The 16,635-nt window shown below is 67.9% G+C and carries 14 protein-coding genes; 9 read left to right on the forward strand and 5 right to left on the reverse strand.

Annotated features, from left to right (window positions below; genetic code table 11):
• Positions 1-22 precede the first annotated feature (22 nt).
• Positions 23-1,165: an alpha-hydroxy-acid oxidizing protein gene (locus IT306_26740; protein ID MCC7372042.1), complete on the reverse strand. Its 1,143-nt coding sequence runs from the start codon at positions 1,163-1,165 to the stop codon at positions 23-25.
• A 198-nt stretch (positions 1,166-1,363) separates the two neighbouring features.
• On the opposite strand from IT306_26740, the gene IT306_26745 reads away from it, so the two are divergent.
• The 6 genes from IT306_26745 to IT306_26770 all read left to right on the forward strand — a co-directional run bounded on the left by IT306_26745 (position 1,364) and on the right by IT306_26770 (position 7,743).
• Positions 1,364-2,272 carry a hydroxymethylglutaryl-CoA lyase gene (locus IT306_26745; protein ID MCC7372043.1) on the forward strand — a complete coding sequence of 303 codons (909 nt, stop codon included), beginning with the start codon at positions 1,364-1,366 and terminating at the stop codon, positions 2,270-2,272.
• 188 nt (positions 2,273-2,460) lie between these two features.
• A complete protein-coding gene (locus IT306_26750) occupies positions 2,461-3,795 on the forward strand; it encodes an SH3 domain-containing protein (GenBank protein MCC7372044.1) in 1,335 nt (444 codons plus the stop codon).
• A 67-nt stretch (positions 3,796-3,862) separates the two neighbouring features.
• Entirely contained in the window at positions 3,863-5,008 is a 1,146-nt protein-coding gene (locus IT306_26755; protein ID MCC7372045.1) for a branched-chain amino acid ABC transporter permease, read from the forward strand.
• Between the two features lie 2 nt (positions 5,009-5,010).
• Positions 5,011-6,204, forward strand: a complete 1,194-nt coding sequence (locus IT306_26760; GenBank protein ID MCC7372046.1) for a branched-chain amino acid ABC transporter permease — start codon at positions 5,011-5,013, stop codon at positions 6,202-6,204.
• 8 nt (positions 6,205-6,212) lie between these two features.
• Complete coding sequence (locus IT306_26765; GenBank protein MCC7372047.1) at positions 6,213-6,989, forward strand: ABC transporter ATP-binding protein; 777 nt, start codon at positions 6,213-6,215, stop codon at positions 6,987-6,989.
• A gap of 40 nt (positions 6,990-7,029) precedes the next feature.
• A complete protein-coding gene (locus IT306_26770) occupies positions 7,030-7,743 on the forward strand; it encodes an ABC transporter ATP-binding protein (GenBank protein MCC7372048.1) in 714 nt (237 codons plus the stop codon).
• 12 nt (positions 7,744-7,755) lie between these two features.
• On the opposite strand, the gene IT306_26775 is transcribed toward IT306_26770, so the two are convergent.
• From IT306_26775 to IT306_26785, 3 genes are all read right to left on the reverse strand, one after another.
• Entirely contained in the window at positions 7,756-8,112 is a 357-nt protein-coding gene (locus tag IT306_26775) for a hypothetical protein (protein MCC7372049.1), read from the reverse strand.
• 178 nt (positions 8,113-8,290) lie between these two features.
• Entirely contained in the window at positions 8,291-9,502 is a 1,212-nt protein-coding gene (locus tag IT306_26780; GenBank protein ID MCC7372050.1) for a M20 family metallopeptidase, read from the reverse strand.
• Positions 9,503-9,637: 135 nt separating this feature from the next.
• Positions 9,638-11,251 (reverse strand): thiamine pyrophosphate-binding protein, encoded by a 1,614-nt coding sequence (locus IT306_26785; GenBank protein MCC7372051.1) that lies wholly within the window; start codon positions 11,249-11,251, stop codon positions 9,638-9,640.
• Between the two features lie 120 nt (positions 11,252-11,371).
• Here IT306_26785 and IT306_26790 point away from each other — a divergent pair, with 120 nt between their 5' ends.
• From IT306_26790 to IT306_26800, 3 genes are all read left to right on the forward strand, one after another.
• Entirely contained in the window at positions 11,372-11,974 is a 603-nt protein-coding gene (locus IT306_26790; protein MCC7372052.1) for a pentapeptide repeat-containing protein, read from the forward strand.
• 450 nt (positions 11,975-12,424) lie between these two features.
• Positions 12,425-13,651: a cadherin-like domain-containing protein gene (locus tag IT306_26795; GenBank protein ID MCC7372053.1), complete on the forward strand. Its 1,227-nt coding sequence runs from the start codon at positions 12,425-12,427 to the stop codon at positions 13,649-13,651.
• Positions 13,600-13,764, forward strand: coding sequence for a hypothetical protein (locus tag IT306_26800; protein ID MCC7372054.1), 165 nt, complete (start codon positions 13,600-13,602; stop codon positions 13,762-13,764). Before IT306_26795 ends, IT306_26800 begins: the two co-directional genes overlap by 52 nt.
• A 50-nt stretch (positions 13,765-13,814) precedes the next feature.
• Here IT306_26800 and IT306_26805 read toward each other — a convergent pair whose 3' ends face one another.
• On the reverse strand, positions 13,815-16,439 hold the full coding sequence (locus IT306_26805) for an ABC transporter ATP-binding protein (GenBank protein ID MCC7372055.1): 2,625 nt from the start codon (positions 16,437-16,439) through the stop codon (positions 13,815-13,817).
• Positions 16,440-16,635: the final 196 nt, after the last annotated feature.

A 16,635-nucleotide genomic window follows, 5' to 3' on the forward strand; every position in this document is an offset into this window, starting at 1 on the left:
AGCGCGCCGTGGCGCGCGCCAGCTAGCGGCCGGGCGCCAGGTGGACCGCGCTTCGGTCCAGGTCCGCGAGCGTTGGCCGGCCGATCAGGGCCAATGTCCGGTCGATCTCGGCCTGGAGGATGGCGATGGCGCGCTCTGCCCCCGGCTGCCCGGCCGCCGAAACGGCGTAGTTGAACGCCTTCCCCATCATGCAGGCCGTCGCGCCGAGCGCCAGAGCCTTGACCACGTCGGTCCCGCGGCGGATGCCGCCGTCCAGGATCACCTCAGCCCGGCCCTGCACGGCGTCCACGATCTCCGGCAACACCGAGATCGGCGACGGGACCGAGTCAAGCTGCCGTCCGCCGTGGTTGGACACGATCACAGCATCCAGTCCATGCTCGACGGCCAGTCGGGCATCCTCCGCGTCGAGCACGCCCTTGATCGCGAGCGGGCCAGACCACACCGAGCGGAACCATGCGAGGTCGCTCCAGGTGATCGACGGGCTGAACTGGCGGGTGGTGTAGCCGGCCAGCGAGACGGCGTCCTGCTCGACGCCGGCCGTCCCCACGAAGTTGCCGAACGTCGGGCGCGGATGGGTGAGCAGCCCCTTGAGCCAGGACAGGCGCGGCAGCGTGTCCAGCACGTTGCCCGGCGTGATGCGCGGCGGCAGCGTCAGCCCGTTGCGAACATCCTTCTCGCGATGGCCGAGCACGGGCGTGTCCACCGTGATCACCAGGGCGGAGTAGCCGGCCGCCTGCGCCCGCTCGATCAGCCCCTGCACGATGGCGCGATCCCGCCAGACATACAACTGGAACCAGCGCGGCCCCGACGAGGCCGCCGCCACTTCCTCCAGCGAGTTGATCGACATCGTGCTGAGCGTGAAGATGACGCCGGCCTTCGCAGCCGCGCGGGCCGCCGCGATCTCGGCGTTCGGCCAGAAGACGCCGGTAAACCCGGTCGGCGCGAGGATCAGCGGCGACGAGATGCGCTGGCCGAGAACGGTCGTCGCCTGGTCCCGCGCGCTCACGTCGATCAGGACGCGCGGGCGAAACGTGTACCGCGCAAAGTCGGCCTGATTCGCACGAAGGGTGCGCTCGTCGTCGGAGCCGCCGTCGATGTAGTCGAAAAGGGCGCGAGGGAGTCGCCGCCGCGCCGCCGCTCGAAAGTCGTCAATATTCACAAACATCGGCAACTACTCCTGACGGCGGCGTTGCGCGGCACGGTGACGCCGCGCGGCAGAGCGCCCCTGGATCACAAAGCGTAGCATCTCGGCCCGCCGCTGGCGCTCGTGGCCGCTCGCCCAACCGCGCCGCGGGCGCGCGCGCCGCGCCTCGCTACAATCCTGGATACATCCACGTTCCGACGGCGAGGTCACGCTATGAGCCTGCCAGCCCAGGTCACGATGCGCGAAGTCGGCACCCGTGACGGTATCCAGAGTCTTGGGGCGTTCGTCCCCACCGAGCACAAGATCGAGATGGCGAACCTGCTCGCCAGAACCGGACTGAGCCGCATCGAGGTCACCTCGTTCGTCAGCCCGAAGGCCGTTCCCCAGATGGCCGACGCCGAGCAGGTGATGGCCGGCCTGGACCGTCCGCCGGGCCTCTCCTGGGAAGTCCTGGTGCCGAACGTGCGCGGCACGGAGCGCGCCCTCCAGACCCGGCCGGACCGGCTGCTGGTGGTGCTCGCGGCCAGCGATGCGTTCAACCTCAAGAACATCCGCATGACCATCGACGACTCGCTGGCCAGCATCCACGAGATCATCCCGCTGGCGCGCGCGGCCGGCGTCCCGGTCATGGCGGCCATCTCGACGGCGTTCGGCTGCCCCTACTCAGGTGACGTGCCCGAGGAGCGCCTGCACGGGGTCGTCGAGCGGCTGCTGGCGGCCGGCGCCGAGGAGATCAGCATCGCCGACACGACCGGCATGGCGAACCCGCTGCAGGTTGAGCGGACGGTCGGGAACGTCCTGCAGCGCTGGCCCGATGCCCTGTTCGGCCTGCACTTTCACAATACCCGGGGGATGGGGCTGGCGAACGTCGTCGCGGGTCTGCGTGCGGGCGTCAGCATCTACGACGCCTCCATCGGCGGCATCGGCGGCTGCCCGTTCGCCCCGAAGGCGACGGGCAACGTCAGCACCGAGGATGTCGTCCACATGCTCCACGAGATGGGCATTCAGACTGGCATCGATCTTGATGGGCTGTTGCGATGCGCCAATCGCATGAGCGAGATCCTCGGAACCGAGCTGCCCGGGCAGGTGATGAAGGCAGGCCCACGCAGCACGCGCTACGCGGCTTGATCGCCATCCGGACGACGCTCCATCCGCCGCGCCGCTCCGTGGCGCTGGCGGCCAGACAGAACACCACGCAGACGGTCGTGCCACCGGAGTCACCTTCCGTCGTTCTGAACATGACGGGCGCAGCCTCCGCGCGGATGCATCTCCGCGCCTTGACGCGCCCTGCCGACAGGGGGTAAACCACGCCGGCCATGCGAATCCTTATCAGCCTCGTGCTCGCGGCGTTCATTCTGACGCTGCCACTGACCGTCACTGCCGCGCCGTCACAGCAGGCGACCGTCGACATCAAGACGATCGCCCTCACCAAGGCCGATCTCCAACGTGGCTTCGAGATGGTGCCCGACCGAACCGTCTCCGAAGAGCGGCCGGATGGGGTCGCTGTCTACGACGTCACCTTCTCCCGCGAGCGCACCCCGGAGAACCTGTCGAGCGGCCCGTTCGAGATTCGGAGCGGCGTCGCCCGCACGGCGCAAACCGAGGACGCCGTCCTGCAGCTTGAGAGTACCAAGGAAGCGTTCCTGGGCGAAGGCTGGGCCGAGGTCGGCGTGCCGGCCCTGGGCGACGAAGCGCTCGGTCTCTCGCAAACCACCGACGGCGAGGGCGGCAAGATCGCCCACTTCGCCTACCTGTTCCGCAAGGGCTCGTACATCATCATGATCGGCGTGCGTGGCCGGCCCGAGGCCGTGAAGCTGAACGACGCCGTCGGGCTGGCCATCGTCGTGTCAGGGCGGCTCGACAAGGCGCTCGGCGCGGCCGGCCCGGCCTCGGCCGGCGCCCCGACCACCGGAAGCACGGGCCGCCCAGGCCCTGGCGAGCGGGCAAAGGTCGTTGGCGCGGACGGCGGCTCCGTCAACATGCGATCCGAGCCATCCACCAGTGCGGCAGTTGTCACGCAGGTGGCCGAGGGCACCGTTCTCGACGTGATCGGGCCGAACCGTGACGCCGAGGGGCGCACCTGGCGCAACGTGCGCACCGGGACGCAGTCTGGCTGGATCGCCTCGAACTTCCTGGAGACGGTGGCCGCGCCGCCGCCGCCAGCAGCACCCTCGCCGACGCCGGTCCCGCCCGTATCAGCACCAGCAGGTCAGCCCGCGGGCGCCGATCCGGCGGCCACGCCGTCCAGCACCGAGCCGGCCGCTCCCGCTGAGGCCGCGCCGACCGCGTCGCCAACGGCCTCGCCGGCGGCCGCGAACCCGCAGAACGACCTGACGTTTAAGGGGTCCGGCGCGGGCCTGAGCATCGAAGCGACGATGCTCAGCAAGAACCTGTCTGGCGGCCAGCAACAGGTCAAGGTCAAGGTGACCCGCAACGGCGGGCCGGTCTCTGGCGCGTTCGTCAACGTCACGGCCCGGCTCGATGCGAGGCGCTACCGCTCGCTCAAGCTGGACCGCACCAACGACGACGGCTTCACCGAGGTCACCTGGGACATGGCCGGCCCGGCCGGCGACTACGAGCTGATCGTCGAGGCCAGCGAGACCGAGGGCGGACCAGCGGCCACCGCGAAGAGCACGTTCCGCTGGAAGTAGCCCCGTAGCGCGGGAGCGCGGCTCCCGCCCCCGACATCAGGCGGCCCTCACCCTGGCCCTCGCGCAGATGGCTGGCGTGGGGGCCGCCGCGTTGGCGCATCACCCGTCGTGCCGAGATGACTTTCCAGGCAGCCACCCGCACAGTTTGGGTTCAACACATCTGTGCGTCTCAGGGGTTGCAATCTGCCGCCCGAATGCGTACTCTACGGGAACCTCGGACCCCCGCAGCGCACGCTTCCTCGGGAGTCAGTCTTTGTCGCCTGTAGAAACGGTCATTCAGATCCTGCTGATCGGCCTCGCGAACGGCTCGATCATCGCCCTGATCGCGCTCGGGTACACCCTCGTCTACGGCATCATCGAGCTGATCAACTTCGCACACGGCGACGTCTACATGATTGGCACGATGCTCGCCCTCACGCTGCTCACCTGGGTGCCGACGATGATGGGCGTGCGGCGGGTCTCGTTGCTGCCGGTCCCAACCATCATTCTGCTGGTCATCGGCGCGCTGCTCTTGGCGATGATCGGCTGCGCGCTGCTGAACATGATCGTCGAGCGGCTGGCCTACCGGCCGTTGCGGCGCGCGCCGCGCCTCGCGCCGCTGATCTCGGCCATCGGCGTGTCGTTCATCCTGGTGAATGTCGGCCTGCTCTGGAAGGGTCCGTCGCCGGTAGACTTCCCCTCGCCGCACCCTATCCTGGAGCTTGACCTCCTGCAACTGGCCGGCCTCAACACGCTGGTCTTCTTCAAGGTCAAGGATCTCGGCGTGATGCTGCTGGCGATCCCGCTGATGGTCGGCCTGAGCCTGTTCGTGAATCGCACGCGGCTCGGCAAGGCGATGCGCGCCACGGCCCAGGACCGCGATGCCGCCGCGATGATGGGCATCAACATCAACCAGACGATTGCCCTGACGTTCCTGCTTGGCGGCGCGCTGGCGGGCGCGGCCGGTCTGATCAACGGTACGTACAACAATACCGCCGTGTATCTCCAGGGCTTTCGCGGCGGTCTGATGGCGTTCACCGCAGCGGTGCTCGGCGGGATCGGCAATCTGTACGGCGCGTTCCTCGGCGGTCTGATGATCGGGATTGTCGCAGCCACCTCAGACTTCATGTTCGACCCGCGCTGGACGCAGGCGATTGTCTTCGGGATGCTGGTGCTGACGCTGGTCTTCAAGCCGAACGGTCTGCTCGGCGAATCGTCCACCGAGCGAGCCTGACGATGGCCGAGCAGGGCACGCAGACCCCGCGCGCCACCGCGCCGGCCACGGCCGTGGCCGGCGCGGTGGCGGTTGAGACCGATGCGCCGCGGGCGCGTGGACTGTTCGGCCTGGACGAGCACATCCGTAACCGCGCGCTGTTCGGCATCTTCGTCGCCTTCATCGTGCTGTACCCGCTGATCGACCGGGGGCTGGGGATCGGGCGCATGGGCAGCATGAACCCGATCCTGATTTTCACGCTGCTGGCCCTCGGCCTCAACATCGTCGTCGGGCTGGCCGGCCTCCTTGACCTGGGCTACGTGGCGTTCTTCGCCATCGGCGGCTACACCGTCGCCTTCCTGACGGCCCCGCAGAGTCCGCTGGTTCAGGCGGGGTACGCCACCAGTTTCTGGGTGGCGTTGCCGCTGTCGTTCATCGTCTCCGCCGTATTCGGATTGATTCTCGGCGCACCGACGCTGCGCCTGCGGGGCGACTATCTCGCCATCGTGACGCTGGCCTTCGGCGAGATCGTGCCGAACGCCTTCCGGAATCTGGAAGGCCTGACCAACGGCAACAAGGGCATGAACCCCATCGGCCGCCCGACGTTCGGCAGCCTCGAGCTGCTGGCCTCGGATCAGGTGCCGTGGTACTACCTGATCCTGGCCGTCTCGGTCGTCTCGATCTTCGTGATCGTGCGGCTGCGGGACTCCCGACTCGGACGGGCCTGGGTCGCCATGCGCGAGGACGAGATCGCGGCCTCGGCCATGGGGATCGACCTCGTCCGCACCAAGCTGCTGGCGTTCGCGCTCGGTGCGTCGTTCTCGGGTTTCGGCGGGGCGCTCTACGCCTCGATGCTCCAGTTCATCGGCCCCGACCAGTTCGACTTCAGCATCTCGATCATCCTGCTGGCGATGGTGATCATGGGCGGCATCGGGAACGTCTGGGGCGTCATGTTCGGCGGCATCGTCCTGGGCATCTTCAACTTCATCCTGGTGGACAGCGTCCGGCCGGCCATGCAGACCTTGAGCCGGGCGCTGAGCATGCCGATCCTCGCGCAGATCGACATCGCCAATGCCAAGCTGATGATCTTCGGGCTGGCCCTGGTGCTGATGATGCTGCTGCGGCCCGAGGGCATCTTCCCGAGCGCCCAGCGCAAGCAGGAGATGCGGCGCGGTCGGGCCCGGCCGGGCCTCGGCACGAACGGCAACGGAGCGTAGGGGGCAGCATGGCGAACACGCTGCTGACCGCGGCGAAGGTCACCAAGCGCTTCGGCGGCCTCGTCGCCGTCAACGAGGTGGACTTCAGCATTGAGGAAGGCGCCATCGTCAGCCTGATCGGCCCGAACGGGGCCGGCAAGACGACCTTCTTCAACATGATCGCCGGCCTCTACGACGTGACCTCCGGCGAGATCCAGTTCCGGGGCAAGCGGCTCGACACCGCCAGCCCGCACCAGATCACCACGCTAGGCATCGCACGGACGTTCCAGAACATCCGCCTGTTCGCCACCATGAGCGCGCTCGACAATGTGCTGGTCGGTATGCACGCGCGCTTGAAGGCCGGCGTCATCGGGAGCGTGCTGCGCCTCCCCAGCGTGGTAGCGGAGGAACGGCACGCCCGCGAACAGGCGCATCACCTGCTCGAGTTTGTCGGTCTGGACGGCACCGCCGACACCTGGGCCAGGAACCTGCCCTACGGCGATCAGCGCCGCCTGGAGATCGCGCGGGCGCTGGCGACCCAGCCGACTTTGCTGCTGCTCGACGAGCCGTCCGCCGGCATGAACCCACAGGAGCGCAATTCGCTGACCGACCTGATCCGCCGCCTGCGCGTCGAGCTGGGCCTGACGGTCTTCCTGATCGAGCACCATATGGGGCTGGTGATGGGCATCTCTGACCGCGTCACGGTGCTGGATCACGGGACGAAAATCGCCGAAGGGACGCCGCACGAGGTTCAGCGCGACCCCCGCGTGATCGAGGCGTACCTCGGTCGTGCGGCGACGGCCTGAGCCGGTGACCTCCCAGACCATCCGCGTGGTGAGCGAGTAGATGGCAACGCTTGAGCTTCAGAACATCCACACGTTCTACGGCAACATCCACGCGCTTCAAGGGATCACCATCGACGTCAAGGATGGCGAGATCGTCACGCTGATCGGGGCGAACGGCGCGGGCAAGAGCACCACGCTCCGCACCATCTCCGGCATCCTCCAGCCCCGCGAAGGCGTGGTCAAGCTTGACGGTCAGTCGATCAATGGCCTGCCGCCGCACGAGATCGTGGAGAAGGGTGTCTGCCAGGTGCCCGAGGGTCGCCGCATCTTCTCCCGGATGACGGTCCGCGAGAACCTGGAGATGGGCGCGTTCATCCGCAAGGACAAGGCCGGCATCAAGAGTGACCTGGACCGCATCCTCCAGCTCTTCCCGCGACTTGCCGAGCGCATCGGGCAGAAGGGCGGCACGCTCTCCGGCGGCGAGCAGCAGATGCTGGCCATCGGGCGGGCCTTGATGTCGCGGCCGAAGATCCTGCTGCTGGATGAGCCGTCGATGGGCCTCGCGCCGATCCTCGTCGAGACGATCTTCGACACGGTCCAGGAGATCAATGCCCAGGGCGTCACGGTGCTGCTGGTGGAGCAGAACGCCGTGATGGCGCTGCAGATCGCGCACCGGGGCTACGTGCTGGAGACGGGGACCATCGTGCTGGCGGACAGCGCCGAGAGCCTGCGCCAGAACGAGACGGTTCAGAAGGCGTACCTCGGCATCGAGTAGCGGCCGACGGTCCTACGGCACCGCAATCGTCAACCCATCACCTACGAATCGGCGAACGTGCCGGTCATTGAACGTGAGGATCTCGGCGACTCCAGCCTGTCGTGCACACGCCACGATGGCCGCGTCGTGGACCTGTCCGCCGAGCGTTCCCTCCTCCACCGAACGGTAGAGCAGTTGCACATACCGTCCGTGACGCATCGCCACGACCACGCCATTGTTCAGGAACGTGTCCTCAATCCCGGAAAGTGCATCATGGGCGGAGAATCGGGACCGATGCACGATCAGTTCTCGGACAGCCTCGTCCTGATACTCAGGAACGATACGTCCGAGCAACGGATAGCTTCGAAGCATCTGCGTCGCATTGCCCACGCGAACTCGCAGCGCGCGGGCAGCACTCGGCGCTCCATCGAGGTATCCGAGGGCCGAGCGGACGTCGCGGTACGCTATGCGTGACCAGCGGACGCGAGCCACTCGTCGACCTCCCTCATGAGATCGCGGTCGTCGACAAGGGCGACTTTCCTGGATCGTACTATGCGTGGTGCGCGGCTCAGCCCTGGAGCCGCCTGCCCGGGCCGTCGTCGAACTCGGCCTTCGCCGCAGAGAGCAGCGACGGGTCCGACAGGATGTCGATGGCCGTCATCGCCAGCCCCTTGGCCGCCGCCAGCACCGCCCCGTGGGCCTTCTCGGACAGCGCAGCCTCGGCGAAGGCCGCCGAGTGGTGCGGCGCATCGGGATCCGAGATCGAGATCCCGGCCTCGATGGCCGGCACCTTGCGGGTCACGTTGCCGAAGTCCGTCGAGCCGAGGCCGGGCACCGGCCGCTCGGGCAGCACGTCGAGGCCCAGAGCTTCGAGGTTGCGCCGGAACGCCCGGGCCAGCGTCAGGTTCGGGACGACGTTCTCATAGGGCGGCATGTACTCGCGCACGTCCAGGCGAGCGCCAGCCATCATCGCACCGCCTTCGGCGCACTGCACCACCCGCTGAAACACCGACTCCAGCTCCTCAGCGGTGGGAGCGCGCACGCGGAACCGGCACGAGGCGATCTCCGGCACGACGTTCGGGACGCCGCCGCCCCGGGTGATGACGCCATGAATGCGGATATCCGGACGCACATGCTGGCGCAGCGCGTTGATCCCAGCGTAGGTGTGCAGGACGCCGTCCAGCGCGTTGATGCCCTCCCAGGGATACAGCGCCGCGTGCGCCGCCTTGCCGTGGTAGATGAAGTCGACCCCGCGCGCCGCCAGCGAGCCCTCGACGCTGATGTTCGTGTACTGGCTCGGGTGAAACATGATGCTGGCATCGACGGCGTCGAATTCGCCCGCGCGGACGAGATGCACCTTGCCGCCGGAGTTGTCCACCGTCGATTCCTCGGCTGGCGTGCCCAGGATGACCACACTGCCGGGCAGGTACTGTGCGACCGTCGCGAGGGCCAGCCCTGCGCCCACCGCCGACGGCCCGATCAGGTTGTGCCCGCAGCCATGCCCGATGCCCGGCAGCGCATCGAACTCGGCCAGGATGGCGACAGTCGGCCGCCGCCGCCCGCCGATCCGCGCCCGCCAGGCCGTCGGCAGATCCGCGATCCCCAGCTCAGCGTCGACGCCGCCCTCGGAGAGCAGGCCAGTCAGCGTCGCCACCGACTTGTGCTCCTGGTGCCCCAGCTCCGGGTTGCGCCCGATGCTCTGCGCCGCCTCCCAGAGACGCGGCGCCAGCCGGTCGACCTCGCCGATAACCTGTCGTTTCAGCTCGTCAATCTCGCGCATCGGTGCCCGCCCTCACTGTGCCCGCGTCAGACTTCAGATGTTCCACAGGCCGCGTCGGCGCCTCGTCCGCCGTGCGCGGCGCGAAGAGTGTAGCCGGTCGCGTCACGAGAACGGCTCCAAATGCCGGCGCCGACGCTACTGCGTCAGCGACGGGCTCGGCACGCTGTCGATTGCGACGTTGACGCAGGCTGGCCTGCCGCTCGCGAAGGCGCGTTCGAGAGCCGGCCGCAGCTCCTGGGGCTGCTCGACGAACTCACCGTGACAGCCCAGCCCTTCGGCCACCCGGTCGTAGCGGGTCAGCAGCAGATCGCCGGCGACGACCCGATCCGGCCCGTAGACGGCGCGCTGCCGATGCCGTTCGGCCGCCCAGCCGGCGTCGTTCCCGACCACGACGACCAGCGGCAGGTTGAACCGGACCGCCGTGTCCAGCTCCAGCCCGTGGAACCCGAAGGTACCGTCTCCCAGGAAGGCCACACACCGGCGAGCCGGTCGGGCGACCTTCGCCGCGATGGCGAACGGAATCGCCGGGCCGATGCCGCCGAACTTCCCGTTCAGGATCGTCATGTACTCACCGCCGCCAACGGCCCAGCGCGCCCACTGCCCCATCTCGCCGCCGTCAAGCGCGACGCTGTCGCCCGGATCGAGAAAGCCGCGGACGGCCGCTGCCAGCCGCAGCGGATGGATCGGGCTGGCATCCGATTGCTCGTGTTCCGCCAGCCGCGCCCGCCCCGCCTGTGGCGCCGCCGCAAGCTCGCCGGCCCAGCCGGACCGCTGCCACGTCCGGCCGCCGGCCGCTGCTGCCAGTTGCCCGAGGACCGTCTCGGCGTCGCCGACCAGCGCCACGTCGGCCGGTCGGCTCGCACCGATCTCGCTGGAGCTAGATGCGACCTGGATCAACCGGGCCGTGCCGAGCGCCCCCGGACCGGCGAAACCAACGGCGAAATCCTGTGGTCCCACGAGCAGCACCGCATCCGCGTCCCTGAAACGCGCCCCGACGCCGTGAAGCGCCGGGTCGGTCAGGCCGCGCGGGCTCTCGACGGTGAAGCCGGGCAGACCGCTCAGGTCGAGCAGGCCGCGCAACCGCGTGCCGGCCGCGCCGCGCCAGGCCGAGGGACTCCCGAGCACCAGCGGTCGGGATGCCGAGGCCAGCAGCGCCACCGCCTGTTCGACGGCATCCTCGTCGGCCCGCACGGGCGTCGGAAGCAGGTCAGCATCGTCGGGCATCGCCACCGATGCCTCGTCTACCGTTGCTTGCAGTACATCAAACGGCAGGGTGATGTGGACCGGTCCGGGCGTGCCTTCGAGCGCCGTGCGCCATGCGCGGGCCACCAGCGCCGGCAGCTCGTCCGCCGAACGGGCCTGCCAGGCTGCCTTGCAGAGCGGGCGCGCCGCACCGACTTGGTCCAGCTCCTGGAAGCCCCCTCGGCCCTCCTGCGAGATCAGGCTGCCACCGCTCAGCAGGAGCATCGGCGATTCGGCGAAGTGCGCCGTCGCCAGACCCGTCAGGGCATTAGTGTGGCCCGGGCCGGCCGTCACCAGGCACACGCCGGGACGCCCGGTCAGGCGGCCCCAGGCGTCAGCCATGTGCGCCACCGCCGACTCGTGGCGGCCGTCAATGAACCGCAGACCGGCGTCGAGACCCGCTTCGTACACGGGCAGAATCTGGTTTCCGGAGAGCGTGAAAACGGGACCGACGCGCGCCTGACTCAGCGTCCGAACCAGCAACCCTGCACCATTGACGCTGCCCATCGACCTCCACCTCAGCCGGAAAGAGTACCATCAAGCGTCAGGCTACCAGCCGCGACGCGAAGCTGCAACGGGGGCGCGTGCCATCTGCGTGCCACGATCATTGACCGAGGACTGCCCACCGTGGCTCCACGACGCCGGCGCTGGACCGAAGCCGACATCGCCTCCATCGAGGAGGGCGACGACATCGACGGCGCGATCTTCGACGGGCTGCCGTTTCGTGGGCACAGCCTCAAGGAGTGTACGTTCACCGAGTGCTCGTTCGAGAACGCCGATCTCCGCAACGTTCGGCTGAGTTCAGCGGCGTTCGCCGACTGCAATCTCGCCAACGCCCTGGTGGCCGGCGCGATCCTGTTCGGGGCGACCTTCGAGCGAACGAAGCTGCTCGGCGTCGATTTCCACGAGGTCGAGCGCACCGAGGCGCTGACCTTCCGAAGCTGCAACCTCGATCTCGCCAGCTTTCGCGGGCTTGACCTGTCGGGCGTGGTTTTCGACCGGTCCTCGTTGGTGGAAGCCGACCTGTCGTTCACAAACCTCAGGAGGACGTCGCTGGTCGAGGCTGACCTGTCGCGGGCGGCCCTGCAAGAGACGGCGTTTCAGCAGACCGACCTTCGCGGTTCCACGCTGACGGGCTGGAGCCTGCGGACCCTGGATCTGCGCGGCACGATTATGGACCGCCGTCAGCTCGAAGCGCTGGCCCTGGAGCTGGGCATCCAGATCGTCTAGCCCCAGTTCGCTCGTCTCGTGCCGCGCGGCCGCCAGGGTGATCGTGCAACTGCCTTGCGTTGGATAGCAACGGTCAGTGAGACGGACCGATGGGCGTGGTAGGGCTTGTCAGCCAGATGACTGGTCACTATGATGCGCCAGACATAGCGCGGTATCAGAGGGATCGACCCGAGCGTCAGCGCTGTCGACGGGCCAGGGCCTCGCGAGACGCATGGCTCGACTGATGCTCTCGTGAAGCAATGCGCCCCAGCGGCCGGCACATCGACGTGCGGATGGGGTCATTCGTCGGGGGCAGCCGTGCTGAGCTTTAGGGCGCCATCTGGGCAGCAACTTGCCCATCGTACTGATCGAGCACGGGACTCGCGTAGGACCGGCGGCGACCGCGTCTGGGCACTATCGAGGCGGCTGCCAGCATTCGGCTGGCGGCGCCTGGGTCTGGCTCGGTTGGCCATGCTGCTCGTGGCCGCACTGCTGCTGCCACTCCAGGCCCCGGCCGCCCGAGCTGGGACGCTCGGGTACGCAAAGAGCTTCGGTGGCCAGTTCACCGACGAGGGGTTCAGCATCGCCGTGACCAGCACGGGCACCGTCTACGTGGCCGGCCGCTACTTCGACACTGTGGACTTCGATCCTGGTCTGGGAACAGCCAACTCCACCGCCACGGGAGCGAACACCACGGATGGGTTCGTCTCCGGGTTCAATGTGAGCGGCGACTACGTCAGTCCGGGCCTGAACCTCAGCTCGTGGATTCATCGGTCTGGATCAGGGTGGCGGCCAAATGGTGTATTCCAGTCTTGGCGGCGACGATGTGTTCGTGGTGAAGCTCGATTCAAGCGGCGCCACGATCTGGGGCACGGCGTTCCGTGGCCCTCAGTCAGATTCGGGCAATGGCATTGCCGCAGACGGCACCGGCAATGTCTATGCGACGGGCCATTTCTCGGGAACAGACAACTTCAATGCGCTCGGGAGCCCTGTCAACCTTGTCAGCCTGGGTCAGGAGGACGTGTACCTCGTCAAGCTGAATACCAACGGTGCGCTCGTCTGGGCAAAGCGCTTTGGCGCCGGCTCGTTCGATGCTGGTTCCGGAGTCGCGGTGGATGCGGCCAGCTCAGCGTATCGGCCGCGAACGGCGTAGTCGCCAACGACAGCGGCGCCGACACGAACAAGGCCCTCTGGACGGTTACGGTCACCGCTCAGCCGGCGAAGGGAACGATGAACTTCAGCGCCGACGGCTCATTCACCTACACGCCCAACGCGAACGCAAGCGGCGGCGACGCGTTCACCTACCGGGTGACCGACCCGGACGGGCTATCTGCCACGGCCACCGCCTCTATCACCATCAATGCCATCGCCTGCGGTCCACGCCCGAGCGTCGTGACGGCCAAGAGCGTCGCCAATGGGGCGCTCCAGGTCACGGTCAGCGTCTCGGACGCCAACGGCCCAAGCCAGAATCGGCTTCAATCAGTCACGTTTGGGTCGCTCCAGAACGCCGCCGTGACCGTGAATGGCCAGCCGATCTCAAGCGAGCAGGCGGTGCAGGCGCCGGCCAATAGCGTGTCGATGAGCTTCGCGGTTCAGCGGGTCACGCCTGGGCAAGCCACGACGGTGACGTACACGGTGACCGACAGTTGCGGCTCCTGGCAGAGCTTCGTGGGAGGCGGGACAAGCGCCGGGTTCTGACCCGGCGCTCGTCCCAGGAGCGTTTCGTTCGGCGGGCGCCGTTGCGCCGCGTGCACGAGTGCGTCGCCGGCGTGCTGGCACTGGAGAGCGAGCCAATCGACCCACGCCTGTAGCGATGGCTCCGTCCGTGGGCTCGCCTCCAGCGAACCCACGGACGACCCGATCAGGTCGGCGTCAACATCCCTGACTCGCCGGCCCCGCTGGCACGATGCTTCCCGTCGCCGCTCCGTGCACCGTTGCTCGTGCCGTTCTTTTCGAGCAGGGCCGAGTTCTGGTCTTCGAACAGCTTGCGATAGAGCCCGCCGTCCGCCAGCAACTCGTCGTGGGTGCCCGACTCCACGACGCGACCGCCGTCCAGCACGTAGATCCTGTCCGAGCGCATCGCCAGCGCCAGCCGATGGGTGATGCTGATGACCGTCTTGCCGCGCGTCGCCTCGGCCAGCTCTTCGAGGATCTCGTGCTCGGTTTCGGCGTCGAGGGCGCTGGTCGCCTCGTCCAGGATCAAGATCGGGGCGTCTCGCAGCAGCGCCCGCGCGATGGCAAGCCGCTGCCGCTGACCGCCCGAGAACCGGCTGCCGCGCTCGCCGATGATCGTGTCGTACCCCGCCGGCAGCGTCATGATGAATTCGTGAATGCAGGCCGCCTTCGCCGCCGCCACGATCTCGTCGTCGGTCGCCCCGAGCCGGCCCATCACGATGTTGTCGCGCACCGTGCCGTTGAACAGCGCCGTCTCCTGGGACACCAGTGACAGGCTGCTCCGCAGGGACGGCAGCGCGATCTCCTGGATGTCCCGGCCGTCGATCTTCACCGAGCCGGCGGCCGGGTCGTAGAAGCGCGGCAGCATGTTGACGAGGGTCGTCTTGCCAGCGCCCGTCGGGCCGACGAACGCCGCGCTGGTGCCGGCGGGGATCTCCACCGACACATCGGTGAGCGTCGGCGCGAGGCCGTATGCGAAATGCACGTTCTCGTACCGGATGCCCTGCGCGACAGCCGGCGGCTGATCGGTCCCGCCGATGGGCGTTCCCAGATCCTCGGGCTGCTGCTGGAGGACGTTCTCGATGCGCCGGAGCGCCGCCGCCGCCACCGCAACGCCCGCGTACAGGTTGCCGATGCTGTGGATCGGACGGACGAAGCGACCCATCAGGTTGCTGAAAGCGATCATGGTGCCAACCGTGATCGCGCCGATGATGCCGCTGACGGCTTGATCGTTCTGCGCCAGCACCAGGATCGAGCCGACGAACAGCACCACGCGGATATCCAGCAGGTCGGCCACGTCCGATGCCTGCTCGAAGACGCTGCGAAGGAAGTCGCCGCGAATCTCGACCCGCCGGAACTCGTGCACCTCGGGGTTCATCCGCGCCCGCATGAAGCGCTGAAGGTTGAAGATCTGGATCACCGGGTGTGCGATGACCATCTCTTCCAGGTGGGTGTTGATCTGGGCCAGCCGCTCCTGCCGGCCCCGGGTCACGCGCTGCAGCGGCGGCCCGATGATCTTCGCGATCAGCACGTAGACGGGCAGGATGCTCAAGAGCGCCAGGGTCAGCTGCCAGCTCAGCACGACGAGACTGACGAACGTGATGACCAGCAGGATGACGTAGTAGATGGTGTAGGTCATCGTGCGGGCGAGCGGGTCCGCGAGGCGTGACATATCGCTCGTGAAGCGGGCCATCAGGTCGCCGGTCCGCATCCCGCTGAAGTAGCCCGTGTTCATGCCGTTCACACGGTCGATGTAGGCCAGCCGCAAGTCACGTAAGACGTTCTGGCCCAGCACGTTCACGACGTAGACCAGCCTGACGATGGCCGTGATGTTGAACAGGGCGGCGATGGACATCACCATCAGCAGCCACGCCGCCTGCGGCAGCCCGTACTCCCACGGATCGATCTTGGCGGCGTCGCTTCCGAGCATGTCGATCAGCGTGCGGAGCTGGAACGGCGTCACCTGGGTGCTGATGCTGCTGATGAACATCAGCGCCAGGCACTCCACCTGCCGCCACGGGTACGGCTTCAAGTACGGCCAGACCAGCCGCAGGAACTCCCACAACGAGATCAGCCGCCGGCCCTTGTCTCCCCGCAGCGAGGCGATCCACTCGACCTGCAGCAACTCCAACGACTTGCCGAAGATGATCTCCGCGCTGTGGTTCGGGTCGCGGTGCGCGCCCGCCACAAACCGCAAGAACTCGTGCAGACCGTCACGGTCCACCAGATAGGCGCTGAACGCCTCCTGGATGGCGGCGAACAGCTCCGGATCGTCGATGCAGTCTTCGCCGCGCACGACGGCCTGGTAGACCGGCAGCCGCCACTTGTTCCGCGACGCCGTCTCGACGCAGTGCTGCTCGGCCGCCAACAGCTCCGGCGGCGCGTGGCGTGGGCCGTGCGCCGCCTGGTGTGCGATGAATCGCGCCGCCCCCTCGATGAAGAAGCGCTGCGACTCCGACGTGCCAGACTGCGCTTCGCTGCCGCGTTCCTCATCGGGGATGGCGGCGGTCAGGCGGTGCAGCACCGCCCGCGCCAGATGCTCGCCAAGGCTCGGCGCGAGGCCGTCCGGGCCGTAGCGCGTTGTGACCGCGTCGCGAGCCAGGTCGCTGCCCGCATCGCCACCGTCAGAGGCCGTCACCGTGATGCGGTTCGGCCGCAGCATCACCTCGCTGGGCACCTTCAGGATCTTGAGGATGCGGCCGAAGATTCGCTCGACCTCGCTCCCGAACCGCGCGGCGTTGCGCGCGGCGTAGGAGCCCGGCGGGCAGACGATGGCGAGATGCGCCGTCGTGTCGGTGACCGGGGTAGCCATACCAGGGCCACCAGCATTCATGGGCGCGCATTCCTTCCTGGCGTGGGCTCATCGATCCCGGTCGGAGAGTATGCCGGAGCGCCGTCCATCACGTCCCCCGTGCTCCTGGATACGCCACACCGCGTCCCGCCACGAATGGCGTGCCCAATCCCGACGCAGCTACCCTGACGTCCCGGTCTCATAGTAGGCGATCCAT

The organism is Chloroflexota bacterium (assembly GCA_020850535.1).
Classification (GTDB): Bacteria; Chloroflexota; UBA6077; order UBA6077; family JACCZL01; genus JADZEM01.

What these genes read in the sequence shown, in the direction of transcription:
- IT306_26740 (MCC7372042.1), bottom strand. Translation starts at nt 1,165, where the DNA reads ATGTTTGTGAATATTGACGACTTTCGAGCGGCGGCGCGGCGGCGACTC.
- IT306_26750 (MCC7372044.1), top strand. Translation starts at nt 2,461, where the DNA reads ATGCGAATCCTTATCAGCCTCGTGCTCGCGGCGTTCATTCTGACGCTG.
- IT306_26755 (MCC7372045.1), top strand. Translation starts at nt 3,863, where the DNA reads ATGGCTGGCGTGGGGGCCGCCGCGTTGGCGCATCACCCGTCGTGCCGA.
- IT306_26760 (MCC7372046.1), top strand. Translation starts at nt 5,011, where the DNA reads ATGGCCGAGCAGGGCACGCAGACCCCGCGCGCCACCGCGCCGGCCACG.
- IT306_26765 (MCC7372047.1), top strand. Translation starts at nt 6,213, where the DNA reads ATGGCGAACACGCTGCTGACCGCGGCGAAGGTCACCAAGCGCTTCGGC.
- IT306_26770 (MCC7372048.1), top strand. Translation starts at nt 7,030, where the DNA reads ATGGCAACGCTTGAGCTTCAGAACATCCACACGTTCTACGGCAACATC.
- IT306_26780 (MCC7372050.1), bottom strand. Translation starts at nt 9,502, where the DNA reads ATGCGCGAGATTGACGAGCTGAAACGACAGGTTATCGGCGAGGTCGAC.
- IT306_26785 (MCC7372051.1), bottom strand. Translation starts at nt 11,251, where the DNA reads ATGGGCAGCGTCAATGGTGCAGGGTTGCTGGTTCGGACGCTGAGTCAG.
- IT306_26795 (MCC7372053.1), top strand. Translation starts at nt 12,425, where the DNA reads ATGCTGCTCGTGGCCGCACTGCTGCTGCCACTCCAGGCCCCGGCCGCC.
- IT306_26805 (MCC7372055.1), bottom strand. Translation starts at nt 16,439, where the DNA reads ATGGCTACCCCGGTCACCGACACGACGGCGCATCTCGCCATCGTCTGC.